Origin of the sequence: Streptomyces vilmorinianum (assembly GCF_005517195.1) — a bacterium.
GTDB lineage: Bacteria > Actinomycetota > Actinomycetes > Streptomycetales > Streptomycetaceae > Streptomyces > Streptomyces vilmorinianum.
On record NZ_CP040244.1, the window covers coordinates 5,230,040 to 5,254,359 of the forward strand.

The window sequence follows — 24,320 nt, forward strand, 5'->3', positions numbered from 1 at the left end:
CCGACCGTCTGTCAACGATCAAGGAAGGGTACTCCGGGAGCGGTGGGCGGTGCAGCAGGATCGACAGGCTGCTTCCTCAACTGCCCTGTCGCGGAGCCCCGTTCTGGCCGGCGAGATCGGGCGGAGTGAGCGGATTCATAGCGGTAACGTCCCTGGGTGCGAGCTGGAAGCCCTGCCAGTGCACCGGCATCGGCTGCTGGTCCTCGTCGCGGGCGATGTGGTGGAACCCGATGTTGACCCAGACGGCGGGGTCGGTCAGCGTCTCGCCGTTGACCCACTTGTCGACGCTGTCGGGTTTGCCGGGCCCGCAGTCGAGGATGTTGTTGCTGGCGAACTGCTCGCAGGGGCGGGACTGCGTGAAGTAGATGTCGTGTCGGGTGAAGCCGCGGCCCGCGTGCGTGCTGGAGGGTCCGGGCACGATCTCGTACGAGCGGGCGTGACCGTCCTTGTTCTTGCCGGTCGCGCTGACCACCCGCCACCAGCGCATGGTCTTGGCGTCCCCGGCGAGTTCCTTGGTGACGGGGGTGCGGGTGGTCTTCACGGTCGGACCGCCCTCCCCGGCCGGCGCGGTGACCTTGGAGTCGAACTGCTCGATACGGTCCTTGACGCTGCCGTCGAGGCCGAAGTCGAGCCGCCAGAAGACGTTGTGGGCATGGCTCGTGGCGTACGAGCGGGCGCCGGGGCCGATGGGCCAGCCGCGGCCGTCGGTGGCGTTGTAGTCGACGGGCGACAGGGAGCCCGTGGCGCCGACGTTGGCGGAGATGGTGCCGTCGGAGGAGAACCGCCACTCGCTGATGTACTCGTACCAGCCCACCTTGTTGACGGTGTAGACGAGCAGGTCCTTGCCCTGCGCCTGCCAGACCTTGCCGCCCTCGTCGGCGGCCATCCGGTACGCGTGGCCACGGGCGCGCGTCGTGGTGCACAGGCCGTTGACCTTGCCCATGTCCGGCACCTTCACGGAGGTGATGGTGCCGCCGGGGCACTCGGCGGGCTTGAGGTTCTGCAGGCCCCAGCCGAACCCGGCGCCGGTGAGGTCGTCGTACTCGGCGTTTCCGTCGTCGTACGGCACATGGATCTGGGCGAGCTTGGCGCTGGTCAGAACGCGGATCGGGGTGCTCGCGCCCTTGGGCTGGTAGGTGACCTTGTCCAGGACGAGCCCGGCGTCGGTGCTGTAGCGCCAGCACATGCGCCAGGTGGTGCCGCCGTCGAGCTTCTGCTCGATGCGGTACGCGGCGGAGCAGTCGGGCCGGGGCGGTGCGGGGGGCGTGGGCGCCGCGGTGGCGGCGGTCACCGGGCCCGCGGCGGTCGTGGCGCCGGCCAGCAGGGCGGCGGCGCCGAGCAGGGCGCCCTGCCTGCGGGCGCGCGAGAGGAACGGCTTGGGCATGACGAACGAACTCCCTCGTACGGAAGCGCGGAGACGCGAAGATACGGAGATGCGGAGATGCGGAACGAGAAGAAGGCGTCGGGTGGTCAGCCGACGCGCGTGACGGTCCTGGCGCTGAGGTCGACGATCAGGTTCCGCGTGTCGATCCAGGAGCCGTTGACGACCTTGGTGACCAGGCGGACGCACCGGTGCTCGCCGCACTTCGCGAGCGGTGCGGGGACGTTCGCCTCGCGGTAGGTGCGGTAGACGTCGCCGTTGAACCAGAGCTGGCCGGTCGAGGTCAGCTCCTTGCCGGTGGCGTCCTTGTAGTCCTCCTTGACGCCCTTGCCGAGCGGGCTCGCCAGGATGAGCTCCAGGGCCTCGCGCAGCTCCTCGGGGTGCGCCGACGGCTGCACTCCGCGCTGCACGGCGGCTTTCTCGACCTTGCCGGTCTCCAGATTGACGGTCCGGGTGATCAGAGCGTCGGATTCGTAGTCGTAGAAGCGCACCTCGGCGCGGCGCGGCGCGCCGGGCTCGTCGGCCTCCTCCGGCAGCGGATCGGCCAGTTCGGTGGCCAGATGCTGGGGGCCGCGGCCCCCCTCGACGTCGCGCTGGGCGGAGGCGGCCGGCGGGGTCAGCGCCAGGGCCTCGGCCCGCTTCAGTTCGTCGTCGGTGAGCGGGTCGGTGCCCACTCCCTTCGTCCCCTCGGGCGGCGCGACGGCCAGCGTGGCGGGCTCCGGCGCGGTAGCGGACCCCGGGGCGTCCGCCGACTGCGACGGTGCGGACGGCACGGACGCGCCGGTACGGCCCCGGGAGGTGTCCTCCGCCCCTGCGGTACCCGGCAGGGTGATCCCGACCATCACGGCGGTCCCCGTCACCGCGATGGCCGCGCCCGCCACCACCTTCCCCAGGTGGCGGCGCACTATTTCGTACACACTTCCCCCTCTGTTCCCCCTATTGAGCTGCGGTCACCCGGTAGGACGGGCCGAAGTCCTAGGAGGTTGCCCCACTTTCGGGCAGGATCTGGCCGGAGTGCACCCCAACACCCGGATCAGAATGGAAGAGTCTTATCTATGCAGGTCTGGCCGGGACAGGCGTATCCCCTGGGCGCCACCTACGACGGCGCAGGAACCAATTTCGCGGTCTTCTCGGAGGCCGCGCACAGAATCGAGCTGTGTCTGCTCCACGACGACGGCTCGGAGACGGCGGTGGAGCTGCGCGAGACGGACGCCTTCGTCCGGCACGCCTATCTGCCGGGAGTGATGCCGGGCCAGCGGTACGGGTTCCGGGTCCACGGTCCGTACGCGCCGGAGCGCGGGCAGCGCTGCAACGCGGCGAAGCTGCTGCTCGACCCGTACGCGCGTGCGGTCTCGGGCTCGATCGACTGGGGCGAGGCGGTGTACGGCTACCACTTCGGGCGGCCGGACTCGCGCAACGACCTCGACTCGGCGCCGCACACGATGAGCTCGGTCGTGGTCAATCCGTACTTCGACTGGGGCGACGACCGGCGTCCGCGTACCGACTACCACCGGACGGTGATCTACGAGGCCCATGTGAAGGGTCTGACGATGCTCCATCCGGAGCTGCCGGAGGAGCTGCGCGGGACGTACGCGGGTCTCGCGCATCCGTCGGTGATCGGGCACCTGAAGGAACTGGGCGTCACGGCGTTGGAATTGATGCCGGTGCACCAGTTCGTCAACGACCACCGGCTGGTGGACGCGGGTCTCGCGAACTACTGGGGCTACAACACGATCGGCTTCTTCGCCCCGCACAACGCGTACGCCTCGTGGGGCGACCGGGGCCAGCAGGTCCTGGAGTTCAAGTCGGCGGTACGGGCCCTGCACCAGGCGGGCATCGAGGTCATCCTCGACGTGGTCTACAACCACACCGCCGAGGGCAACCACCTGGGCCCGACGCTCTCCTTCCGGGGCCTGGACAACCCCTCCTACTACCGGCTCTCGAACGACCGCCGGTACTACACGGACACCACCGGCACCGGGAACTCGCTGCTCATGCGGTCCCCGCACGTCCTCCAGCTGATCATGGACAGTCTGCGGTACTGGGTCACGGAGATGCATGTCGACGGCTTCCGCTTCGACCTGGCGGCGACGCTCGCCCGGCAGTTCCACGAGGTGGACCGGCTGTCGTCCTTCTTCGACCTGGTGCAGCAGGACCCGGTGGTGAGCCAGGTGAAGCTGATCGCCGAGCCGTGGGACGTGGGCGAGGGCGGCTACCAGGTCGGGAACTTCCCGCCGCTGTGGACCGAGTGGAACGGCAAGTACCGGGACTGCGTACGGGACTTGTGGCGGGGTGAGCCCAGGACGCTCGCCGAGTTCGCCTCCCGCCTCACCGGCTCGTCCGACCTCTACCAGGACGACGGCCGCCGGCCGCTCGCCTCGGTCAACTTCGTGACCTGCCACGACGGGTTCACGCTGCGCGATCTCGTCTCGTACAACGGCAAGCACAACGAGGCGAACGGGGAGGGCAACCGGGACGGCGAGAGCTACAACCGCTCGTGGAACTGCGGGGCCGAGGGCGATACGGACGACATCGGCATCCGGGAGCTGAGGGCCCGGCAGATGCGGAACTTCCTCGCCACGCTGATGCTCTCGCAGGGTGTGCCGATGCTCAGCCACGGCGACGAGTTCGGGCGGACACAGGGCGGCAACAACAACGCGTACTGCCAGGACAACGAGGTCTCGTGGGTGCGCTGGCCGGAGCCGGGCGCGTCGGAGGAGGGCACGCTGCTCGAGTTCACCCGGGCGATGGTGCGGCTGCGGCGGGACCATCCGGTCTTCCGGCGCCGCCGCTTCTTCCACGGGCGGCCGGTGGAGGGCACGCACGACGAGCTCACGGACATCGCCTGGTTCACCCCGCAGGGCGAGGAGATGACCGCGCGGGACTGGCAGGCGGCGCACGCGCAGGCGCTGTCGGTCTTCCTGAACGGCAACGCGATCTCGGAGCCGGGGACGCAGGGGGAACGGATCGCGGACGACTCCTTCCTGCTGATGTTCAACGCGTCGTCGCAGGAGCTGGAGTTCGAGGTCCCGATCAACCACGGCGAGAGCTGGCGCGTCGTCGTGGACACCTCCCACCCGGAGGGCATCCCCCCACAGGAGGGCCCGAAGGTAGCGGCGGGCGAACGCGTACCCCTGGCCCCCCTGAGCCTCACGGTCCTGAGACGCCCGGCGTAGCGGGGGGGGCGCCCCCGCCCTCCCCGGGTTGTGGTCGCCCGTTCCGCCGGGGCGATCGGCCACAGTCCGGGCGGAGGCGCCGGCGTTCAGGGGCTGGTCGTCAGCTCAGGGGCGGTGGGCGTCGGGATGTGGGGGCGGGTCGTCCAGGACAGGGCCGCGCAGAGGACCGCCGCGACCACCGCCACCGTGAAGGCCGCCGGCGCGCCGTGCGTGTCCGCGAGGCGGCCCGAGAGCGCGAGCGCGAGGGCCTGACCGCCCACGACTCCGCTGGTCAGAAAGGCCATCGACTCCGCGAGCCGCGAGGCCGGCACGGTCCGCTCGGTCAGGCCGAAGACCGTGATCAGGTGGGGCGCGTACGCCGCGCCGAGGACGACCACGGCGACGTACAGGCCGACGAGCGAGTCGACGAGAACCAACGGCACGGAGAGCACGACGAGCGCGCCCGTCGCGGCCCGCCAGCGCACGGCCGGCCCGATCCGCGCCGGCACGGCGGCCATCGAGAGCCCGGCCGCGGCGCTCATCACCCCCATCGCCGCGTAGACGAGCCCGGCCTGCGCCGGCGCCCCGAGCTTCTCGGTGAGCGCGGTGATCCCGGCCTGCGAGGCGCCGAACATGGCGCCCTGGAGCACCATCGTGACCCGAAGGGCGTACGCGGATCGCGGCAGCCGCCCCCGTTCGGCGGCGACCGAACGGGTGGCGGTGGGCCGGGCCGCGCCGGCCGACGGGTGCAGCGCGAAGGCCGTACCGCAGCAGGCAAGGAGCGCGGCGGCCAGGAGGAGAGCGGCGGCCGGGTGGGCGAGTGCGGCGGCGAGGCCGACGAGCGCCGGGCCGAGGACGAACGAGACCTCGTCGAGGGTGCCTTCGAACGAGAGGACCGTGGTGACCGTCCGGTCGTCCGCCCCCGAGCGCCGGGCCAGCGCGACCGAACGGGTCCGGGCCAGCGGCCCGACCTGCGGGACGGTCGCCCCGGCGAGCGCGCCGAGGACGACCAGCCAGCCGGTCGCCGCGTGCGCGAGTGCCGCGAGGACGAGCCCGGCGACGGCCACCGCGTTGGCGAGGGACGCGGCGAGGACCACCCCGCGCTGTCCCCGCCGGTCCGCGAGCCGCCCGATGACCGGCCCAGCGACCGTCTGTCCCGCCGCGAGCGCCCCGCCCGCGAGCCCCGCCGTCGTCAGGGACCCGCTCGTCTCGGCGACCAGGAGCAGGGAGCCGAGCTGGCACATGGCGGTGGGCAACCGCCCCAGAAAGGAGACGACCGGCAGTACCGGTCCGAGCAGGGACAAGGTGTCGCGATACATCCGGAGCATCACGCGAACGTAACGCGATGCACACGAACGGACGCATGAGGCGATGACACAGAAGCCGTCCTGCCGGGTACGTACGTTCGCATGACGTCCTCGCTCACCGCCCCGACGGTCCCCACCGCCACCTACCGGCTCCAACTCCAGCCGGAGTTCCCCTTCGCCGCAGCCGAGCGAGCCGTCCCCCACCTCGCCGGCCTCGGAGTGTCCCACCTCCACCTGTCGCCGGTCCTGGAGGCCGTGCCCGGCTCCACCCACGGCTACGACGTGACCGACCACCGCGCGATCCGGGCCGAGCTGGGCGGCGAGGAGGGGCTGCGGGCGCTCGCGGCGACCGCCCGGGCCCACGGGCTGGGCCTGGTCGTGGACCTGGTGCCCAACCACATGGCGGCGTCCCCCCGGCACAACCACGCCCTGCGCGAGGTGCTCCGCGAGGGCCCCGACTCGCCGTACGCCCGCTGGTTCGACATCGACTGGGAGGCGGAGGACGGCCGGATCCTGCTGCCCGTGCTGCCGGGCAGGCTGCCGGAGGTGCGGGAACGGATGCGGGTGGCGGACGGCGCGCTGCACCTGGACGGGCAGGACTTCCCGCTGCGCGCGGGCACGGAGGGGCTGCCCCTGGCCGAGCTGCTCGATGCCCAGTGGTACCGCCTCGGCTGGTGGCGGCTGGCCCGCACCGAGCTCAACTACCGCCGGTTCTTCACGATTTCGGAGCTGATCGGAGTACGGGTCGAGGACCCCGAGGTCTTCGAGGCGACGCACCGCACGATCGTGGAGCTGGTACGGGACGGGGTGATCGAGGGGCTGCGGATCGACCACCCCGACGGACTCGCCGATCCCGAGGGCTATCTGGAGCAACTGCACGAGGCGACCGGCGGTCGCTGCTGGACGGTCGTGGAGAAGATCCTCACGGGTACGGAACCGCTGCCGCCGACCTGGCCGGTCGCGGGAACGACCGGCTACGACGCCCTGCGCCATGTGGACGGGGTCTTCGTGGACGCCGTCGGCGCCGACGAACTCCTCGATGTGTACCGGGAGTTCGCGGGGCGGGCCGGGGACAGGGGCGGCTACTGGGAGGCGACCGCACGCCGCGCCGCGTACAAGGTCGTGACGCACGAGCTGGCGGCGGAGACGGCCGCGCTGACCCGGCTCGCCGGACGGATCTGCGCCGCCGACCCGGGGCTGCGCGACCACGCGCCCTGGGCGCTGCTGACCGCGATCCGCGAACTACTCGTCCGTGTCCCCGTCTACCGCACCTACCGCGCCGGCGGCGAGACGGTCCTGACCCCGGACGCGGCCCGCGGAGCCAAGGCGGCCTTCGCGGTGCCGGAGGAGGCCACGGCGGTCGACACCGTACGGGACCTGGCGCTCGGGCGGCTCGGCGACGGACCGGAACACCGGGCGTTCCGGGCGAGGTTCGCCCAGACCTCCTCCGCGCTGCGCGCCAAGTCGGTGGAGGACACCGCCTTCTACCGCTACACCCCGCTCCTGTCGGCGAACGAGGTGGGCGGCGACCCGGGGCGGCCCGCGGTCTCGCCCGAGGAGTTCCACGCGTACTGCCTGCGGCTCACCCGGGACTGGCCGGCGACCGGGACGGTGCTGTCCACGCACGACACCAAGCGCAGCGCGGACGTCCGGGCCGGGATCGCGGTGCTCTCCCAATGCCCGTCGGTCTGGGCGGAGTTGCTGCGTGAGGTGGCCGGGGTGCAGGCGCCCGATCCGCATCTGGCGTGGACGGCGTGGCAGACCGCGTTCGGCTTCGGCACGCCGGACCCGCAGCGGCTCGGTCCCGCGGTGCTGAAGTCCGTACGGGAGGCGGGGCTGCACACCAGCTGGACCGAGCCCGATGTGGTGTACGAACGGGCCGTGACCGATTTCGTGGCGGCCGGGCCCGGCCGGATTCCGCTCCGGGCGGCGTCGGAGGCGGCCTTCGCCCTGGAGCCGCACATCCAGGCGCAGATGCTGGGCGCGACCCTCGTCCAGCTGACGATGCCCGGGGTGCCGGAGCTCTACCAGGGGACCGAGCGGGAGTACCGGGCGCTGGTCGACCCGGACAACCGGAAGCCGTTCACGATCGGGGCGGACGACGACAAGACGGCGGTCGTGCGGGCGGCGCTCGCGCTGCGGCGGCGGCACCCCGAGGTGTTCGGCGCGCCGGGGAGCTACGCGGCGCTGACCGCGTCGGGGCCCGCGGCGCCGCACTGTCTGGCCTTCGCCCGGGCGGGAGAGGTGGTCACGGCCGTCACCCGGCTGCCGCTGCGGCTCGCGGAGGCCGGCGGCTGGCAGGACACGGAGCTGTCGCTGCCGGAGGGCCGCTGGTTCGATCTCCTCGACGGCGTACGGGAGTTCACGGGCGGCGCGGTCAAGCTGGCCGAGCTCTTCGCCGAGCGGCCGGTGGCGCTGCTCAGCCGCCTGGCCGTACGAGAAGACTCCGCGGGGCTCGGGTGATCAGCCCGGTCCGCCGGGGCCGGAAGCCGTCGGCGAGGCGGAGCCGGGGCATGGCGTCGAGGAGCGCCCGCAGGGCGTACTCGGCCTCGAAGCGGGCGAGGAGGACGGCGGGGCAGGTGCCGCTGCCGTAGGTGAGCTGGCCGGGGTCGTCGCGGTGCGGGTCGTAGCGGTCGGGTGCGCGGAACCGTTCGGGGTCGCGGCCCGCGGCTCCGATCAGCAGGGCGACGGGCTCCCCCGCCGGGATCGTGCCGCCGCTGACCCGCACCTCGGCGCCGGTGCGCCGGACGGCGATCTGCACAGGCGGGTCGCGGCGCAGCGACTCGGTCCAGGCGCGGGCGATCTGTCCGGCCGGGGCGTCGTGGAGCGCCACCGCCCGCTCCCGGTCGGCGAGGACGTTGGCGAGGAAGGAGGCGAGGGCCTTCTCCCGTACCGCGATCTGGCCGGTGCACTGGCCGGCGAGCGCGGAGGCGGCGCGGCCGCGTACCAGGCGCATCATGTCCCGGTAGGGCACGCCGACGGCGGCGGCGACGGTGCCGGCGGGCAGCCAGTGGCAGAAGTCCGCGACCAGATCGGCCTGGGGCCGGTCGGCGATCCGGCGGGCGAGGACGTACGCGGTGCGCGCGGCGACGGCCCTCAGTTCGGCCTCGTCGATGTCCTGGTGGGTCTCGGCGCAGGGCGGGTCGCCGGGCCGGTGGCCGTGGGTGAACCGGGCGTCGGTGAGGGCGGTGGCGACGTCGGCGTACCGGCTGAGGACCCAGGCGCGCAGCAGCGGGTCGTAGGTGAGCGGGAACTCCTCGCGCAGGACACGGTGGACGCGGTACGGGTTCCCGGTGGCGCCGGGGTCCAGGGGGCTGGGCGCGACGGTCCGGCCGGCAGACCGCTCGGCGGCGAACGGCCCGGAGCTCCTGACCTGCCCCGCGGCACGTGAGCTCCGGCCCGCGTCGGGGGCCATGCGCGGAAGGTCCGTCCACCGGTCCTGTCCCGTGCCCGGGTTCGTTTCCTCGCGCATCGAGCCCCCTGTCGGTCCGCCGTGGTTCGCGGCCGGAGGTCCTGGCGCGCGTCTCCCCACCCCATCACCGAGTGCCGCCGCCCGCAGGCCGCATACCGCCGAACGGGTGACGCCGACGACGTCTCGCTTTGGCGGCTCAGGGTTCCTGCCCGATCCGAACCGAACGATCGGATCGCGTTCGGAAAGCGGAAGCCTTTCTCACAGCCCGGGGCGGGGCGCGTTGCGGGCCTTCGCCGGGACCTGTCGGCGATCCTGGGGGACCATGTGGATGCTGTTCCTGGTCGTCTTGGTGCTCGCCGCCGTCAACGCGGTCAACAACCGGTTGGCCCCCGGCCTCTACGTGCCGGTCTGCGTCACCACGGCGGCCCTGCTCGTGCTGATCGCGCGGCTCTCCGGACTGACGGCGGACGATCTGGGTCTCGGGAGGGACACTGTCCGCCGCGGACTGCGATGGGGGCTGATCCTGGCCGCGGCCGTCGTCACGGTGTACCTGGCGGGGCTCGCCGTGCCGTTCACCCGGGATGTCTTCCAGGACCGGCGTGCGGCGGGTCTGACCGTCGGCGAGCTGGTGTACCACGCCCTGGTCCGCGTGCCGCTCGGCACGGTGCTGCTGGAGGAGATCGCCTTCCGTGGCGTGCTGTGGGCCATGCTGGAACGACGATGGGGCCACCTCTGGGCGACGGCCCTCTCCTCCTTCCTCTTCGGCCTCTGGCACGTCCTGCCCTCACGCGGGTTGACTCGCGCCAACGCGGCGGCCGCGGCGGTCTTCGGCACCGGCCCCGCCGGCGTGACCCTGTCGGTGGTGACGGCGGTCGCCGTCACGGCCCTTGCCGGTGTCCTGCTCTGCGAACTCCGCCGCCGATCGGGGAGCCTGATTCCGCCCATGGCACTGCATGGCGCGCTGAACAGCACGGGGTACGTGCTGGCCTGGGCGGCTGGACGCTGGTGGGGTTCCCCATAGCCCCCTCCCAGGCTCCGAGCCCACGGCACCGGACGCCGCGGCTGCAGCATCGACGGCGGGCAGCGCGCCCATCGATCAGGACCTGCTCGAAGCCTCGCGTCGGAGGCCGTCGGCGGTCACTGGTGGACTCCGGTGCACTGGAAGGGGCCCTACGCGTAGGGGAATTGCCCTACATGTCAAGGCAGTTCAGCGGACCGAGAGGCGGAAGGACATCTGCCCGAAGCCGACCATGTCCCCCGCCCGGACCGCCACCGCGCCCGTGACCCGGCGGCCGTTGACGGTCGTGCCGTTGGTCGAGCCGAGGTCGCGCAGGACCCAGAGCCCACCCTGGAGGGAGAGTTCGGCGTGCAGGCGGGAGACCGTCTCGTGGCTGAGCCGCAGTCCGTTCGCCGGGTCGCGGCCGATCCGCAGCGGGTGCGGGCCCGGTTCGGGCAGCAGCAGCTTCGGCAGCCGTTCGGCCTGCCAGGCGCGGCCGACCTTGGCCGTGAACGCGGACATCTTCTCGACCGCGCCCACCACGCGCTGCGTCCAGGTGGACTCGGTCTGCAGATCGGCGGTGAGGAGCGCGAGTTCGTCCGGCCGGCGCGCGGCGAGCGCCCGCTCCATCCGGAAGAGGAAGGTGTCGTGCGAGAGCCTCCCCTGCGCGGCACCCTCACGGAGCAGCACCAGCGCACGGTCCCGCTCGGCGTCGGAGAGCCGAGGGGAGTGCGTGGGGATCTCGAAAGGCGTCGTCACATCGTGATTGTCGGGCCGAGGGACCTGAAGTGTCCAGAACGGGGCCCACGGGCAAACCCGCATGCCCACCGAACAAGATCGCTGTTACGGTCTGCGGACTCGACTTCCTGGGGGATATGACGTGACCACGTCCTCGACCATGCACGACGGTTCCGACGGTTCCGACGGTTCCGACGGTTCCGACGGTTCCGACGGTTCCGACGGTCTGATACTGCGCCCGCTCTCCGGACCGGAGGAGCTGGCCCTGTTCTGCCGCCTCAGGTACGTCCTCGACCACGAACTCGAGGACGACCTCGCCACGGGCCGCCGACTGCCCGCGTGGATGTGGGTCGCCCTGCGCGGCGACCGCGTCCTGGCCAGGATCGCCTGGTGGACCAACAAGGAGGGCGGCGACCCGCTCGCCCTCGACTTCTTCGACCTCGACCCCACGCTGCCCGAGCCCGAGCGCGCCGAGATCGGCCTGCGCCTGCTCGAGACGGCGACCGCCGCGGTCGTACCGGCGGGCGCGGAGCGCGCAGCACGCCCGGAGTTCGGCCGGTTCCTGCCGGCGGACTGGCGCGAGGTGCCCGAGACGCGCGAGCAGCTGGAGACCCTCTTCGGCGTCCTGGAGCGCTCCGGGGCCCGCCCGCTGGTCGAGCGGCTGCGCCTGGAGTGGCGGCCCGGCACTCCCGTACCCGAGCCGAAGGGCCGGCTGGCGTTCCGCCCGGTACGGGACCGCGAGGACCTGGTCGCGCTGATGACCCCGGTCATGGAGGGCACGCTCGACGCGCACAGCCAGGCCGACCTGGCCTCCGGCCTCTCCGCGCGCGAGGCGGCGGAGAAGCACTACGACGAGGAGTTCCCGCACTACGCCTCGCCCCGCGAGTGGTGGCAGGTCGCCGAGCTCCCGGAGACCGGGGAGCCGGTGGGCTTCGTCATCCCGGCGCGGAACAACTACCACCACACGATCGCCTACATCGGTGTGCTCCCCACCCACCGCGGCAAGGGCTACATCGACGACATCCTGGTGGAGGGAACCCGCATCCTGGCCGGTCAGAATGTGCCGCGCATCCGTGCGGCGACCGACCTCGGCAATGTCCCGATGGCGAACGCCTTCGCCCGCGCGGGCTACGTGACCTTCGAGCGGGCGATCAACTTCGTCTGGGATGCGCCGGGCGCGGCCGGGTCCTGACTGCCAGGATGGACGCCGTAATCGTGTGGTCCATCGACGAGGGGATCGGCCGGTGCTGTTCGAGGTGTGGGCCCCGCAGGCCCGTGACCGGGTGACGCTGGAACTCAACGGTGCCGGACACCCCCTGGAGCGGGACGCCGAGCGGGCCGGCTGGTGGACGGGCCTCGCGACGGCCGGGAACGGCGACCGGTACGGCTTCTCCCTGGACGGCGGCCCCGTGCTGCCCGACCCCCGGTCCCGCCGCCAGCCGGACGGACCCGACGGCCTGAGCGCGGTCGTCGACCACGACGCGTACGTCTGGTTCAACGAAGCCCCTCGGCTGCGGCTGCGCGCCGGGGTCCTGTACGAGCTGCACATCGGGACCTTCACCCCCGACGGGACCCTGGACGCGGCGGCTGAGCGGCTCGGGGAGCTGGCGGGACTCGGCGTCACCCATGTGGAGCTGATGCCGCTGTGTCCTTTCCCCGGGACGCGCGGCTGGGGGTACGACGGCGTCGCGCCGTGGGCGGTCCACGAGCCGTACGGCGGGCCCACGGCGCTCAAGCGGTTCGTCGACACGGCGCACGGGCTCGGGATGGGCGTGATCCTGGACGTGGTCCACAACCACCTGGGCCCGTCCGGGAACCATCTGCCGTCCTTCGGCCCGTACTTCACCGACACCCATCACACGCCGTGGGGCGCGGCGGTGAACCTGGACGCGCCCGGCTCGGACGAGGTCCGCGCGTATCTGATCGGCAGCGCGCTCGCCTGGCTGCGGGACTACCGGATCGACGGGCTCCGCCTGGACGCGGTGCACGCTCTCGCCGACACCCGGGCGCTGACGTTCCTGGAGGAGCTCTCGGAGGCGGTGGACGAGCTGGCGCGGGAGCAGGGCCGCCAGCACTTCCTGATCGCCGAGTCGGACCTCGCCGATCCGCGCACGACGACGCCGCGCGTGGCCGGCGGCCTCGGCGTCCACGCGCAGTGGAACGACGACTTCCACCACGCCCTGCACACGGCGCTGACCGGCGAGTCGCAGGGCTACTACGCCGACTTCGCGCGCGCGCCGCTGGCGGCGCTCGCCAAGACGCTGACGCACGTCTTCTTCCACGACGGTACGTACTCGAGCTTCCGTGGCCGCCACCACGGCCGCCCCGTGGACCGGGTCCGCACGCCCGCGCACCGCTTCCTGGGCTACGCCCAGACGCACGACCAGATCGGCAACCGAGCGCTGGGCGACCGGCTCTCCGCGACCCTCTCCCCCGGTCTGCTCGCCTGCGCGGCGACGCTGGTCCTGACCGGGCCCTCGGTGCCGATGCTGTTCATGGGCGAGGAGTGGGGGGCGTCGACCCCCTGGATGTACTTCACCGACCACACGGACCCCGAGCTCGCGGAGGCGGTACGGCAGGGCAGGCGGCGGGAGTTCGCGGCGCACGGCTGGGCGGAGGAGGACATCCCCGACCCGCAGGAGGCGGCCACCCGGGACCGCTCCGTCCTGGACCGCTCGGAGCGCGAGCGCGCCCCGCACAACCGGCTCCTGGCCTGGCACCGCGAGCTGATCGCCCTGCGCCGCACGCTCCCGGACCTCACGGACCCGGACCTGGCCGCGGTCCGGGTCGCCTTCGACGAGGAGGCCCGCTGGCTGGCGTTCCGCCGCGGGGTGCTGCGGATCGCGGTCAACCTGGGCAAGGAGCCGGCGGAGATCCCCCTGGGCACGAACGGCCGCGACCGCGTCCTCGCGGCCTGGGACCCGGCCGACGCCCCGGGCACGGACGGCCTCCTACGCCTCCCGGCGGAGTCCGCGGTGATCCTGACGGACGCCTGACGGGGACGCGGCGCGGGTTGCCCGGGCTCCGAGGAGACCCCGTGGCCGGTGACTCCGCCGGCCCGGCGGGCCGGCGGGCGGGTTGACCCGACGGCACGGGCGAGCGGGCGGCCCGGGTTGGCCCGGCGGCCGGGGCGCGGCGGTCTCCGGGGGCCTCCGTGCGGTCGGCGGTCCGGCCGGGCCGGGGCCCCGGGCTCCGGCAGCCCCGGCGTGCCGGTGACTCCGGTGCGCCCGACGGCCTGGCGTTCCAACGGCGGATTGGCCCGGCGGCCTGGCGGGCCCGGGTTCGCCCGGCGGCCGGGGCGCGGCGGTCTCCGGGGGCCTCCGTGCGGTCGGCGGTCCGGCCGGGCCGGGGCCCCGGGCTCCGGCAGCCCCGGCGTGCCGGTGACTCCGGTGCGCCCGACGGCCTGGCGTTCCAACGGCGGGTTGGCCCGGCGGCCTGGCGGGCCCGGGTTCGCCCGGCGGCCGGGGCGCGGCGGTCTCTGGAGGCCTCGGTACGCCGACAGTCCGGCGGCACTGGTTCGCCCGACGGCCCGGTTGGCCCGGCGTCGCGGTTGACCGCCCGAGCGGCGCCGGGGCACCGGCAGCCGGGGTTGCCCCGGGCCCGGCGGCGGCTGGGCGGCGGGTCGGTGGGCCTCGTGGGCCAGTTGGACCAGCATCGGCCTGTCTTCGGCGCGGCGCGCTCGGCGCGTGGTGGGCTGGGACGGGCGGGGGGAGTCCGGTACGTCGACCTCCGTTCGGGGACTCGCGCATGACCACGCTCATCACTGTCGCCGCGATGGCCGTCGCCCTCGCCGTCGGCCTGATCGCCAACCACGTCCGCAGTCGCCGCACGGCGGACGAGGAGGAGGACGCCGAGGCGTCCGTCAGCGATCTCATCAGCCCGCTGGAGACCCTCGCCGTCCTCCTGGTCGCCTTCGTCATCGTCGTCGCCGCCGAGTCGTTCGGCGCGGCCGGTCAGGCCGTGCAGCTGGAGGCGCGGCGGGTCGACCAGCTCTACGAGGTGGCCGACTACGCGCCCGAGCCGCAGCGGGAGCGGCTGCAGGCCGCCGCCGTCTGCTACGCACGCGCCATCGAGACCCACGAGTGGCCCACCATGGCGGACGGCGGCGCCCAGGCCTCGCCCCGTGCCTCCGTGTGGTCCACCGAGTTCCGCAGGTCCTTCAAGGACCTCGCCCACCAGGGCGACGCCACGTTCGACGCGCTGGTCCAGGCCGACGACGAGCGCTCCCAGGCCCGGCACACCCGGCTCGGCGAGGCGACCCCCGCCATCCCCACCGTCGTCTACTGGTTCATGGTCGTGTCGCTCGCCGCCACGGTCGGCGCCTTCGCCTTCGGCCTGCCCCGCAGACGCGGGCCTGCGCACCTGCTCCTCCTGTGCACCCTCGCCGTCCTGTTCACCGGCTCCCTGCTGCTGATCGAGGACATCGACCGGCCCTTCACCGGACAGATCCGCATCACGGGCGACGCCATGCTGGAGACGGCGAACGACATCTCCGAGGACTTCTCCACCGACCACCCCGCCTCCGCGCTCCCCTGCGACGAGGGCGGTACGCGCGTCACCTGATCACCCGCCCCTCGCTTCACCCCACCCTCGCTTCACCCCACCCTCGCTTCACTCCACGATCGCCATCTCCCGCGGCGTGTTGTTGAAGCGACGGCCCGAGCCGTCCTCGTTCACCGTCACGATGTCCTCGATCCGGACCCCGAAGCGTCGCGGCAGATAGATGCCCGGCTCGATGGAGAAGCACATGCCGGGCACGACCGGCCGCTCCTCGCCCTCGATCATGTACGGGGGTTCGTGCGTCGTGACCCCGATGCCGTGGCCGGTGCGGTGGATGAAGTACTCGCCGTAACCGGCGTCCGTGATGACCTTGCGGGCCGCCCGGTCCACGTCCTGGCAGGCCACGCCGGGCCGGACGGCCTCGAAGCCGGCCTGCTGGGCCTCGCGGACGATGTCGTGGACGCGCCGCTCCTCGGCGTTCGGCTCGCCGACGTGGACGGTACGGGTGGTGTCGGAGCCGTACCCGTGCTTGAGGCCGCCGAAGTCGAGGACCACCATGTCCCCGCGCTCGATGACCCGCTCCCCCGCCTCGTGGTGCGGGTTGGCGCCGTTCGGCCCGGAGCCGACGACGGTGAAGTCGACCTGGGAGTGGCCGAAGCGCATGAGCAGCGCGGCGAGGTCGGCCGCCACCTCGGTCTCCCTGCGGCCCGCGAACCGGACCGTGAGGATCTCCTCGTACGCCTGGTCGGCGGCGGCGCCGGCGGCGGCGATCCGCTCCAGTTCGTGCGCGTCCTTGACGGCCCGGAGCATGGGCAGCGCCTCGGTCAGCGACACGTACGAGGTGGCGGGCAACTCCTTCTGCAGGCCGAGCAGGTGCATCGCCCAGGCGTTGTCGCTGACGCCGAAGCGGCCGGCGACGTCGAGCAGCGGCGCGGTGACGGCGTACGGGTCCTTGCCGTCGGTCCAGTCGCGCAGGGTGAGCGCGGCGGCGCCCGGGGCCTTCTCTGCGTCCGGCGCCTCCAGCGTCGGCACGACGAGGACCGGGTCCCGGTCCACGGCGAGGACGAGGACGGTGAGACGTTCGGTGATCGCGGTCGGCTGGTACCCCGTCAGATAGACCAGGTCGGGGCCGGGGGCGACGAGAACGCCGGCGAGTCCCGCGTCGGCCGCGGACGCGACGGCGCGGGCCATCCGGGCCCGGTAGTCCTCGGCGGTGAACGGAGCGGGTGCGGGCGTGCTCGGCATGGGGCCTCCTCCTCGGCGTACCCCAGCATCCTGCCCGCCGGGGGCGCGCGCCGCGACCTCTCAGCGCGGGTCCGGCCCCTGGGTGATGAGCCGTTCGAGCAGAGCGTGGAAGTCGTCGCCGACGACGATCCGCAGGTCTCCGCCGTCCTCGTCGCGGTCGCTGAGCTGGGTGAGCGTGCCGCCGCGCCACCAGAAGACGTACGGGCTGATGGCGCCCGGCGTGTCCTCGTAGCCGGAGGCGGCGAAGGAGGCCATCGCGCCGAGCGCGGGCACGATCGTGGTGTCGCGGATGGGGTGGAAGGCGAGCTGGTGGCGGAACGGCATCGCCACCAGGGCCCCGTCCTCGCCGAGCGGCCGGCCGGTGACGCGCCGTACGACCGCGTCCAGGTCGAGGACGCGGCTCGCGGTGTAGAACGAGTCGCCGAGGATCACCTCGAAGCACATGCCGTCGGCGTCCCGTACCGTCTCGTGGCCTTCCAGGGGCAGCCCGCGCAGGTTGACGAGCGCCCGGTCGCGCAGCTTCTGGACGTCGCCGAGCGGCTCGATGGCCTCGTCGGTGAGCATCATGACGCTCTCCGGCAGGTCGAGGGCGAGGATCTCGTACAGTCCGGGCGCGACGGTCCGGGCGTAGCCGAAGGTCGCGGGGTCGATGCCGTCGCCGCTGACCACCCGGGGGTAGAGCTGGGCGCGGATCTGCTCGGCCGGGAGGGTGTCGAGGGCGGACGGGCCGTCCATGGTGCGTACGACCAGGCCGACGTGGCGGCGGATGAGCGCGGGCCAGACACGCGGTCCGCGGCGGTCGTTGTGGCAGACGGCGGCGAGGTTGCCGAGCCCGAAGCGGCGGCCGTTGTCGTCGGTCACCAGGTCGGCGTAGACGGTCACTTCGAGGCCGAGCTCGGCGAAGGTCTCGCGGACCCGGCTGCGGAACAGGGCGGCCTCGCGCTCGGAGAAGTACGCGAACTCGGGGTCCCGGGGCACGTCGTCGCCGTCCCGCCTGGGTCCTCGCCGGAACAACCCCACGTCCGCCCGCCTTCCCTCGTCTCGCTCGGCCTGAGGAACAGCGTAGGGGGTGTCCTGTGGATCAGGCAGGCAGTCGCAGTCGCAGTCGCAGTCGCAGTCGCCGGGCCAACTCGGCCGCCGGGCCGCCCGGTTCCGTGCCCGTGTGGAGGAGTTCGACGCGGTGGACCAGGCGGGGCGCGCTCAGCGGTACAGCGACGGCGCCCGCGATCCCGGCGGCGAGGGAGACCGGAAGCAGCGTCAGTCCGTGCCCGGCGGCGGCCAGGGCGCCGACGATGCGGGTGTCGGTGCCTTCGTGGCGCAGGGCGGTACGGAAGCCGTGGCCGGTGGGGCCGCCGTGCGCGGCGCGCAGCCGGTCGAGCGGGAAACCGGCGTCGGGGGCGTCGAGCCAGCGCGCGTCGACGAGGTCGGCGAGGCGCAGGCCGGGCCGTCCGGCGAGCGGGTGGCCGTCGGGCAGGACCACGGCGAGCGGCTCCTCGGCGACGCGTACGGCGGTGAGCGGGGCGATGTCGGGGAGCGGCAACGGGTCGCTGGGGGCGGCGAGTCCGTCGATCAGGCCGAGGTCCGCGGCTCCGGTCGCGACGGCGGCGGGCACGTCGTCCCGGGGCAGGGTCCGCAGAGTGACGCCGACGGCGGGAAGGGCGGCGAGGGTACGGGGGTGCAGGGCGAGCGGGGAGGCGGCGAGGGTCAGCCGCTCGGGGGGCGCGGCGGCGAACCGGGCGAGGTCGGCGCGGGCGGCGTCGAGCCGGAGGAGGAGGGACCCGGCGTGTTCGAGGAGGCGCTCGCCGGCGGGGGTGGGGACGACGGGCCGGCGGCCGAGGAGCGACTGGCCGAGGTCGCTCTCCAGGGCGGCGATGTGCTGGGAGACGGCGGACTGGGTGTAGCCCAGCTCCCGGGCGGCCTCGGAGAAGGAGGTGAGCCGGGCGACGGTGACGAAGGTGCGGAGGTGGTGCGGGTCCATGGCGAGTTGAGCATAAGCGTTCACGATCGGGAGTGCAGGAATCATCGTTGGACGTGAACCAGGCTCCGCGACGAGCATGGTCGGCATGAACCCGAACCGCACTCCTTGTATCGCCCTGGTCGGCGACCGCTCCCCGCACGTGAAGTCCCATGTCCGCGTCCCCGCCCTGCTCGACGCGCTGGCCGAGCGGGACGGCCTCGTCCTCGACGCCTACTGGATCCCGAGCGGGGACGCGGAGGCGCCGGGCGCGGTGAAGGGGTTCGACGCGGTGTGGCTGCTGCCGGGGAGCCCGTACGCGAGCGAGGCGGGCGCGCTGGCGGCGATCCGCACGGCCCGCGAGGACGGCATCCCCTTCCTGGGCACCTGCGCGGGCTTCCAGCACGCGCTCCTCGAGTTCGCCCGCGACGTCTGCGGTCTGAGCGGCGCCGCGCACGCCGAGAACGACCCGGAGGCGGACGGCGACGACCTGCTGATCGCGCCGCTCGCCTGCTCGCTGGTCGGACACGAGGGCGCGGTGCGGGTGACTCCGGGTTCGCTCGCCGAGTCGGTGCTCGGCGCCGAGCGGACGACGGAGCGGTACCACTGCAACTACGGCCCGGACGGCCGTCATCTCGACACACTGCGGGCGCACGGCCTGCGGTTCACGGGCGAGGACGAGGACGGCCGGGTCCGGATCGCGGAGCTGCCCGGGCACCCCTTCTTCATGGCCACGCTCTTCCAGCCGGAGCTGGCGGGCGACGGCTCGCGCCCGCACCCGATCGTGCGGGCGCTGGCCCGGGCGGCGACGGAGAAGAGCCTCCGGTAACGGTACGGCTCAGGCGATCGCTGCTACAGCGAGTCGAGGCCGCGCTCGTGGCGGTCGACGGCTTCGCGTACGGCGTTGACGAAGGCGTTCCAGAAGTGGGCCTCGTTGGCGGATCCGACGCCGGCGCTCGTCCGCCGGCCGGAGGCGCTGGTGAAGTCACCGAACATCGCCTTGCGCAGTTCGGTGGATATCTCCAGCTGCGCGCCGGCACCGGTGCGGGTGCGGTTGACGATGTTCGCCGGGTCGTCGCCGTTCAGCGGGCTGTTGACGCCCGCGATGGTCACCGTCACGTCCAGCGCGGCGTTGCTGTTGCCGGTGGTGAGCCCGTACTTGGCGAAGGCCGCCCCGAGGTTGCGCATCAGCCGCGTGTCCCGGCCGCCGATGAGGATCTGCTTGGCCGGGGTGCCCGCGTCCGGCGCGAAGCCGTGCAGGGAGACGGCGTACATGTTGGCGCCGCAGACGGCCAGGGCGGCCGGGTCGTCGCAGTGGGTCGAGGTGACGTGGAGCGAGCTGGAGGACGCCAGGCCCTCGAACATCCAGTAGTCGCGCTGCGGCACGGCGGTGTCCGCCACCGGGTCGGTTCCGGCGCCGACGCGCGAGTAGCCGGCGAGGGTGAGGCAGAGCTCGCTGGTGCCCGCCTCGATGCCGCCGCCGTGCGGCGCGATGATCGCCGTGCTGCGGACCGGGTTGCTGGTGGCGCTCACGTTGTCGAAGAGTTCGGTCCGGGGGTGGGTGCGGAAGCGCCGCATCCAGTGGACGCCCTCCTGGTAGTCGGTGCTGCTGTACAGCGCCGCGTTCGAGGGGAAGTTGTCCGCGGTGGTGGCCGCGGCGGCGGTGCTGCCGTTCCCTGCGAGGTCGTTCAGCAGGGGGAGGGTGGCGGCCGCGGCGGCCACGGAGGTCAGGAGAGTGCGTCTGCTGGTGAGATTCATGCGGAGATCATCTCAACAGGGTCAGCTCATCCGTACGACGAGGTGGGCACGGTCCCGGCCGCGGGCCACCAGGCGGGCGTTGGTCTCGTCGGAGTCCCGTACCCAGCGCTCGGCGTGGGCCCGCTCCTTGCCGAAGCGGACATGGCGCTCGACGAGCCGCGGCACCCGGCGGCGGTCGTCCAGTTCCAGGAACCACACCTCGTCGAGGAGCGGGAGGACCGTGGCCCACGGGCCCTCGTCGTGGAGCAGGTAGTTGCCCTCGGTGACGACGAGCGGGACGTCCGGACCGACGGCTATCGCCCCGGCGACGGGCTCCTCCAGGACGCGGTCGAAGGCGGGGGCGTAGACGGTGGTGCCGGGCTCGGGGGCGCGGAGGCGGGCGAGCAGCGCGGTGTACCCGGCGGCGTCGAAGGTGTCGGGTGCCCCCTTGCGCTCCGCGCGGCCGAGCCGCACCAGCTCGCTCCGGGCCAGGTGGAAGCCGTCCATCGGCACGAGGGCGGCGAGCCCGTCGAGCCGGGCGACGAGGCGGGCGGCGAGCGTGGACTTCCCGGCTCCGGGCGCACCGGAGAGCCCGAGGATCCGCCGCCGCCCGGGCACGGCGAGCAGCCGGGCGCGTGCGGTGAGCTCGGCGAGCAGTTGGGCGTCCATGCGAGGCATTCTCGCACCGTTTTGCGACCATGAGGTCATACGTATAACGTGACGACATGTCCTCCATCGCGCTCGTCACCCTCGTCGTCCGTGACTACGACGAGGCCCTCGCCTTCTACACCGACGCCCTCGGCTTCGACCTCGTCGAGGACACGGACCGCGGCGACGGCTCCCGCTGGGTCGTCGTCCGCCCCCCGGGCGACCCCGCCGGCACGGCCCTCCTCCTGGCCCGCGCGAAGGGCCCGTCCCAGGAGTCCCGCGTGGGCACCCAGACGGGCGGCCGGGTCGGCTTCTTCCTCCACACCGACGACTTCACCCGCGACCACACCCGCATGACCACGGCCGGCGTCCACTTCCTGGAGGAACCACGCCACGAGCCGTACGGCACGGTGGCGGTCTTCGAGGACCTGTACGGCAACACCTGGGACCTGCTGCAGCCGGCGTCCTGAACGGGGCCGTCCGGCATGTCACGGAGTGCCGGACACCGGAATCGGCGAGATCTCCTGAGGGGGAGTACACCGGCGCGTACACGCCGCGGGCCGCCGACTCTTCCTCTCCCCACCTCTTTCGCACGAAGAGGGCGTCCGCTGATCGTCTTGATCGTTTTCTGGGTGGCGCCTAGGCTCCCATGCCCATGGAAACGGGGGAACCGGCACACGGCCGGCGGGGATGGCGTCGTGGTGCCGCGGCTCTGCTGGCCGGGGCGGCGGGGCTGGTCGTTCTGGGCACGGTGTTCGTCGTACTGCCGAGTGTGGTGGTCGACCACGATCTCGCCGGGGCGAGCGTCGCCGCGCAGGATCGGCTGAAGGCGGTGAACGATGTCCGTACGACGCTTCTGCAGGTGGTCGGCGGTCTGGTCGTGCTCTTCGGCGCGTACGCCACGTGGCGGCAACTGCGGGTGAGTCAGGACGGCTTGCGCGCCACTCAGGAGGGCTACGTCACCGACCGGTTCAGCCGGGCGGTCGACCAGCTCGGCAGCGACAAGCTGGATGTGCGCATCGGCGGGTTGCACGCGCTGTGGCGGATCGCGGAGCATTCCGCCCGCGACCGGGAGGCCATCATCTCGATCCAGGCCGCGTACCTGCGTACTCACCTGCCCTGGCCGCCCGCCACACCCGCCGCACCCGCCGGGCAGCCGGAATCGCCGGCGGCGGACGTCCCCATCAACGACATCGCACCGCTGGAGACCCGCGCCGCCGACGCCCAGGTGGCGCTGACCGCGCTCGGCGTGCTGTGCCAGAACCGGGAGCAGTCCTGGGTCAATCTCAGCATCACCGACCTGCGCCGGGCCGACTGCGACGGGCTGTGGTTTCCCGAGGTCAACTTCGACCGCGCGTGCCTGGAGGCGGCGGGCCTGTACCGCGCCAATCTGACCCAGGCGTCCCTGGTCTCGGTCAACCTCCGGCACGCCGACCTCACGACCGCGATTCTCCGCCGTGCCCGGTGCGTGCTGGCCGACCTGCGGGGCGCGAAGATGGTCGAAACCGACGTGCGTGACGCCGACTTCACCGAGACCGACCTGCGCGAGGCGAACCTGCGCAAGGCCGACGCCCAGGGCGCGGTGTTCCGCCGCGCCGACCTCCGCATGGCCGACGTGCGCGGCACCGACCTGAGCACCGCCGACCTTGTCGGCGCCCGCCTGACCGGCGCCCTGGCCAGCGAGCACACCCGCTGGCCCGCCGACTTCGACCCCGCGGCCGCCGGGGTCGTCGACGCCGACGACCCCGGCCCCGAGCCCTCCCCCCTGCTCCAGCCGACGGTGACGTGGCAGGCCCCGCCACTGCGTTCCGCGCCGTGACCAAGAGGCCCGGTCCGGACGGCTGCCACGCCTCCCCGGCCGCTCAGGCGGGGACGGGCTCCGCGGCGGCATCGTCGAAGGGTGGGTAGCTCGCGTCGCCCATGCGCTCGGCCGCGTCGATGTAGTCGACGAGAGCGTTACGGGATTGAGCGAGCCTCTTCATCTGCTCGTCCAGTCGCCGCAGCCGCGACCGCATCGCGGTCAGCAGCTCGGAACAGCCGGGCAGCTCCGGGGCCTCCCCGACCGCGCAGGGCAGCAGGTACGCGATGTCCTGGGAGGATAAGCCGGCACCGAGCAGGTGCCGGATCTGCTTCACGCGCAGCACGGCGCTCTCGTCGTACTCGCGATATCCGTTCGCGCCGCGGTCCGCCTCCAGCAGGCCCTGGGCCTCGTAGTAGCGCAACTGATGGGCGTTGACGCCCGTCCGGCGACTCAGTTCCCCGATCCGCATCGCAACCTCGCTTGACCTTCACACCGGTATGAACATCGACGATGCTGCCATGACCAACGAAACCACCACTCCCGTGACAGTCATCGGACTCGGACGGATGGGCCAGGCACTCGCCGGCGCGTTCCTGAAAGCCGGGCATCCCACAACCGTGTGGAACCGTACGGCCTCCAAGGCCGACCAGTTGGTGGCCGAGGGCGCACGGCCGGCGCCGACGGTCGGCGACGCGCTCAGGGCAGGGGCCCTGACGATCGTCTGTGTCACCGGCTACCAGGCCATGTACGAGCTGCTCGGCGCGAGCGATGTCGAGCTGGGCGGCACGACGCTGATCAACCTGACCTCGGGCGACTCGGCCCAGGCCAGGGACGCCGCCCGATGGGCCGAACAGCGCGGCGCCCGTTACCTGGACGGCGCCATCATGGCCATCCCGCCGGCGATCGGGACCTCCGAGGCGGTGATCCTGCACAGCGGGCCGCAGTCGGACTTCGAGGCACACAGGTCGACACTCGACGCGCTCGGCACCGTCACCCACCTCGGCGCGGACCATGGGCTGGCGTCCCTGTACGACGTGGCAGGCCTGGCCATGATGTGGAGCGTCCTGAACGCCTGGCTCCAAGGCACCGCCCTGCTCAGGACGGCCGGTGTCGACGCCGCGACGTACGCGCCGTTCGCGCGGCAGATCGCGGCCGGGGTGGCCGAGTGGCTGCCGGGGTACGCCGAGCAGATCGACAGCGGCGCCTTCCCGGCCGAGGTGTCGGCCCTGGAGACCGACGCGCGGGCCATGGCACACCTGATCGCGGAGAGCGAGGCTGCGAGCGTCAACGCCGAACTGCCGAAGCTGATGAAGGCGATGGCCGACCGCTCGATCGCCGCCGGACACGGTGGGGAGCAGTATCCGGTGCTGATCGAGGAGTTCGGCAAACCCCGCGCCGACTGACCGCCCCCGACCCCGACCCCGCCCCCGCCCCCGGGCTCGCGC

General features: G+C 73.0%; 21 protein-coding genes. 10 read left to right on the plus strand and 11 right to left on the minus strand.

From position 1 onward, the window contains the following. Positions 1-76: 76 nt before the first annotated feature. Both FDM97_RS24375 and FDM97_RS24380 read right to left on the minus strand, forming a co-directional pair. Positions 77-1,384 (minus strand): copper amine oxidase, encoded by a 1,308-nt coding sequence (locus tag FDM97_RS24375; protein WP_137992625.1) that lies wholly within the window; start codon positions 1,382-1,384, stop codon positions 77-79. A gap of 86 nt (positions 1,385-1,470) precedes the next feature. Beyond that, entirely contained in the window at positions 1,471-2,298 is an 828-nt protein-coding gene (locus FDM97_RS24380) for a Tat pathway signal sequence domain protein (protein WP_137992626.1), read from the minus strand. A gap of 138 nt (positions 2,299-2,436) precedes the next feature. Between FDM97_RS24380 and glgX the strand changes: the two genes are divergently transcribed. After that, positions 2,437-4,557 carry a glycogen debranching protein GlgX gene (gene glgX, locus FDM97_RS24385; RefSeq protein WP_137992627.1) on the plus strand — a complete coding sequence of 707 codons (2,121 nt, stop codon included), beginning with the start codon at positions 2,437-2,439 and terminating at the stop codon, positions 4,555-4,557. Positions 4,558-4,643: 86 nt separating this feature from the next. On the opposite strand, the gene FDM97_RS24390 is transcribed toward glgX, so the two are convergent. Beyond that, positions 4,644-5,855, minus strand: a complete 1,212-nt coding sequence (locus FDM97_RS24390) for an MFS transporter (RefSeq protein ID WP_137995005.1) — start codon at positions 5,853-5,855, stop codon at positions 4,644-4,646. 90 nt (positions 5,856-5,945) lie between these two features. Here FDM97_RS24390 and treY point away from each other — a divergent pair, with 90 nt between their 5' ends. Beyond that, on the plus strand, positions 5,946-8,306 hold the full coding sequence (treY, locus tag FDM97_RS24395; protein WP_137992628.1) for a malto-oligosyltrehalose synthase: 2,361 nt from the start codon (positions 5,946-5,948) through the stop codon (positions 8,304-8,306). Here the strand turns inward: treY and FDM97_RS24400 are convergent. After that, positions 8,263-9,315: a cytochrome P450 gene (locus FDM97_RS24400; protein ID WP_137992629.1), complete on the minus strand. Its 1,053-nt coding sequence runs from the start codon at positions 9,313-9,315 to the stop codon at positions 8,263-8,265. The genes treY and FDM97_RS24400 overlap by 44 nt on opposite strands. 262 nt (positions 9,316-9,577) lie before the next feature. Between FDM97_RS24400 and FDM97_RS24405 the strand changes: the two genes are divergently transcribed. After that, positions 9,578-10,276: a CPBP family intramembrane glutamic endopeptidase gene (locus tag FDM97_RS24405; RefSeq protein ID WP_137992630.1), complete on the plus strand. Its 699-nt coding sequence runs from the start codon at positions 9,578-9,580 to the stop codon at positions 10,274-10,276. Positions 10,277-10,462: 186 nt separating this feature from the next. Here FDM97_RS24405 and FDM97_RS24410 read toward each other — a convergent pair whose 3' ends face one another. Continuing rightward, positions 10,463-11,011: a DUF1707 and FHA domain-containing protein gene (locus FDM97_RS24410; protein ID WP_175439222.1), complete on the minus strand. Its 549-nt coding sequence runs from the start codon at positions 11,009-11,011 to the stop codon at positions 10,463-10,465. Positions 11,012-11,216: 205 nt separating this feature from the next. Here FDM97_RS24410 and FDM97_RS24415 point away from each other — a divergent pair, with 205 nt between their 5' ends. The 3 genes from FDM97_RS24415 to FDM97_RS24425 all read left to right on the plus strand — a co-directional run bounded on the left by FDM97_RS24415 (position 11,217) and on the right by FDM97_RS24425 (position 15,553). Next, a complete protein-coding gene (locus tag FDM97_RS24415) occupies positions 11,217-12,182 on the plus strand; it encodes a GNAT family N-acetyltransferase (protein ID WP_254705956.1) in 966 nt (321 codons plus the stop codon). 52 nt (positions 12,183-12,234) lie between these two features. After that, a complete protein-coding gene (treZ, locus tag FDM97_RS24420; protein WP_137992632.1) occupies positions 12,235-13,986 on the plus strand; it encodes a malto-oligosyltrehalose trehalohydrolase in 1,752 nt (583 codons plus the stop codon). Positions 13,987-14,737: 751 nt separating this feature from the next. Beyond that, a complete protein-coding gene (locus FDM97_RS24425) occupies positions 14,738-15,553 on the plus strand; it encodes a bestrophin-like domain (RefSeq protein ID WP_137992633.1) in 816 nt (271 codons plus the stop codon). Positions 15,554-15,601: 48 nt separating this feature from the next. Here the strand turns inward: FDM97_RS24425 and FDM97_RS24430 are convergent, their stop codons facing one another. The 3 genes from FDM97_RS24430 to FDM97_RS24440 form a co-directional block, all read right to left on the minus strand. Further along, complete coding sequence (locus FDM97_RS24430) at positions 15,602-16,735, minus strand: aminopeptidase P family protein (protein WP_137992634.1); 1,134 nt, start codon at positions 16,733-16,735, stop codon at positions 15,602-15,604. Positions 16,736-16,795: 60 nt separating this feature from the next. Next, a complete protein-coding gene (locus tag FDM97_RS24435) occupies positions 16,796-17,755 on the minus strand; it encodes a hypothetical protein (protein ID WP_137992635.1) in 960 nt (319 codons plus the stop codon). A gap of 61 nt (positions 17,756-17,816) precedes the next feature. After that, a complete protein-coding gene (locus FDM97_RS24440) occupies positions 17,817-18,713 on the minus strand; it encodes a LysR family transcriptional regulator (protein WP_137995007.1) in 897 nt (298 codons plus the stop codon). 85 nt (positions 18,714-18,798) lie between these two features. Here FDM97_RS24440 and FDM97_RS24445 point away from each other — a divergent pair, with 85 nt between their 5' ends. Further along, positions 18,799-19,518, plus strand: a complete 720-nt coding sequence (locus tag FDM97_RS24445) for a CTP synthase C-terminal region-related (seleno)protein (protein WP_432816239.1) — start codon at positions 18,799-18,801, stop codon at positions 19,516-19,518. 23 nt (positions 19,519-19,541) lie between these two features. Here FDM97_RS24445 and FDM97_RS24450 read toward each other — a convergent pair whose 3' ends face one another. Next, positions 19,542-20,447, minus strand: coding sequence for a poly-gamma-glutamate hydrolase family protein (locus FDM97_RS24450; RefSeq protein ID WP_137992637.1), 906 nt, complete (start codon positions 20,445-20,447; stop codon positions 19,542-19,544). Positions 20,448-20,468: 21 nt separating this feature from the next. After that, entirely contained in the window at positions 20,469-21,104 is a 636-nt protein-coding gene (locus FDM97_RS24455) for a nucleoside/nucleotide kinase family protein (protein WP_432816240.1), read from the minus strand. A gap of 47 nt (positions 21,105-21,151) precedes the next feature. Between FDM97_RS24455 and FDM97_RS24460 the strand changes: the two genes are divergently transcribed. Together FDM97_RS24460 and FDM97_RS24465 are read left to right on the plus strand one after the other, a co-directional pair. Continuing rightward, positions 21,152-21,544 carry a VOC family protein gene (locus FDM97_RS24460; protein ID WP_137992639.1) on the plus strand — a complete coding sequence of 131 codons (393 nt, stop codon included), beginning with the start codon at positions 21,152-21,154 and terminating at the stop codon, positions 21,542-21,544. A 185-nt stretch (positions 21,545-21,729) separates the two neighbouring features. Then, a complete protein-coding gene (locus FDM97_RS24465) occupies positions 21,730-22,893 on the plus strand; it encodes a pentapeptide repeat-containing protein (protein WP_137992640.1) in 1,164 nt (387 codons plus the stop codon). 43 nt (positions 22,894-22,936) lie between these two features. Here FDM97_RS24465 and FDM97_RS24470 read toward each other — a convergent pair whose 3' ends face one another. After that, positions 22,937-23,344, minus strand: a complete 408-nt coding sequence (locus FDM97_RS24470; RefSeq protein WP_137992641.1) for a MerR family transcriptional regulator — start codon at positions 23,342-23,344, stop codon at positions 22,937-22,939. A gap of 49 nt (positions 23,345-23,393) precedes the next feature. On the opposite strand from FDM97_RS24470, the gene FDM97_RS24475 reads away from it, so the two are divergent. Beyond that, positions 23,394-24,278, plus strand: coding sequence for an NAD(P)-dependent oxidoreductase (locus FDM97_RS24475; RefSeq protein WP_137992642.1), 885 nt, complete (start codon positions 23,394-23,396; stop codon positions 24,276-24,278). The last annotated feature ends 42 nt before the right edge of the window (positions 24,279-24,320 follow it).

What these genes read in the sequence shown, in the direction of transcription:
- FDM97_RS24470 (WP_137992641.1), bottom strand. Translation starts at nt 23,344, where the DNA reads ATGCGGATCGGGGAACTGAGTCGCCGGACGGGCGTCAACGCCCATCAG.
- FDM97_RS24475 (WP_137992642.1), top strand. Translation starts at nt 23,394, where the DNA reads ATGACCAACGAAACCACCACTCCCGTGACAGTCATCGGACTCGGACGG.
- FDM97_RS24425 (WP_137992633.1), top strand. Translation starts at nt 14,738, where the DNA reads ATGACCACGCTCATCACTGTCGCCGCGATGGCCGTCGCCCTCGCCGTC.
- FDM97_RS24390 (WP_137995005.1), bottom strand. Translation starts at nt 5,855, where the DNA reads ATGTATCGCGACACCTTGTCCCTGCTCGGACCGGTACTGCCGGTCGTC.
- FDM97_RS24460 (WP_137992639.1), top strand. Translation starts at nt 21,152, where the DNA reads ATGTCCTCCATCGCGCTCGTCACCCTCGTCGTCCGTGACTACGACGAG.
- FDM97_RS24440 (WP_137995007.1), bottom strand. Translation starts at nt 18,713, where the DNA reads ATGGACCCGCACCACCTCCGCACCTTCGTCACCGTCGCCCGGCTCACC.
- FDM97_RS24400 (WP_137992629.1), bottom strand. Translation starts at nt 9,315, where the DNA reads ATGCGCGAGGAAACGAACCCGGGCACGGGACAGGACCGGTGGACGGAC.
- FDM97_RS24455 (WP_432816240.1), bottom strand. Translation starts at nt 21,104, where the DNA reads ATGCCTCGCATGGACGCCCAACTGCTCGCCGAGCTCACCGCACGCGCC.
- FDM97_RS24445 (WP_432816239.1), top strand. Translation starts at nt 18,799, where the DNA reads ATGAACCCGAACCGCACTCCTTGTATCGCCCTGGTCGGCGACCGCTCC.
- treY (WP_137992628.1), top strand. Translation starts at nt 5,946, where the DNA reads ATGACGTCCTCGCTCACCGCCCCGACGGTCCCCACCGCCACCTACCGG.
- FDM97_RS24430 (WP_137992634.1), bottom strand. Translation starts at nt 16,735, where the DNA reads ATGCCGAGCACGCCCGCACCCGCTCCGTTCACCGCCGAGGACTACCGG.
- FDM97_RS24450 (WP_137992637.1), bottom strand. Translation starts at nt 20,447, where the DNA reads ATGAATCTCACCAGCAGACGCACTCTCCTGACCTCCGTGGCCGCCGCG.
- glgX (WP_137992627.1), top strand. Translation starts at nt 2,437, where the DNA reads ATGCAGGTCTGGCCGGGACAGGCGTATCCCCTGGGCGCCACCTACGAC.
- FDM97_RS24405 (WP_137992630.1), top strand. Translation starts at nt 9,578, where the DNA reads ATGTGGATGCTGTTCCTGGTCGTCTTGGTGCTCGCCGCCGTCAACGCG.
- FDM97_RS24465 (WP_137992640.1), top strand. Translation starts at nt 21,730, where the DNA reads ATGGAAACGGGGGAACCGGCACACGGCCGGCGGGGATGGCGTCGTGGT.
- FDM97_RS24375 (WP_137992625.1), bottom strand. Translation starts at nt 1,384, where the DNA reads ATGCCCAAGCCGTTCCTCTCGCGCGCCCGCAGGCAGGGCGCCCTGCTC.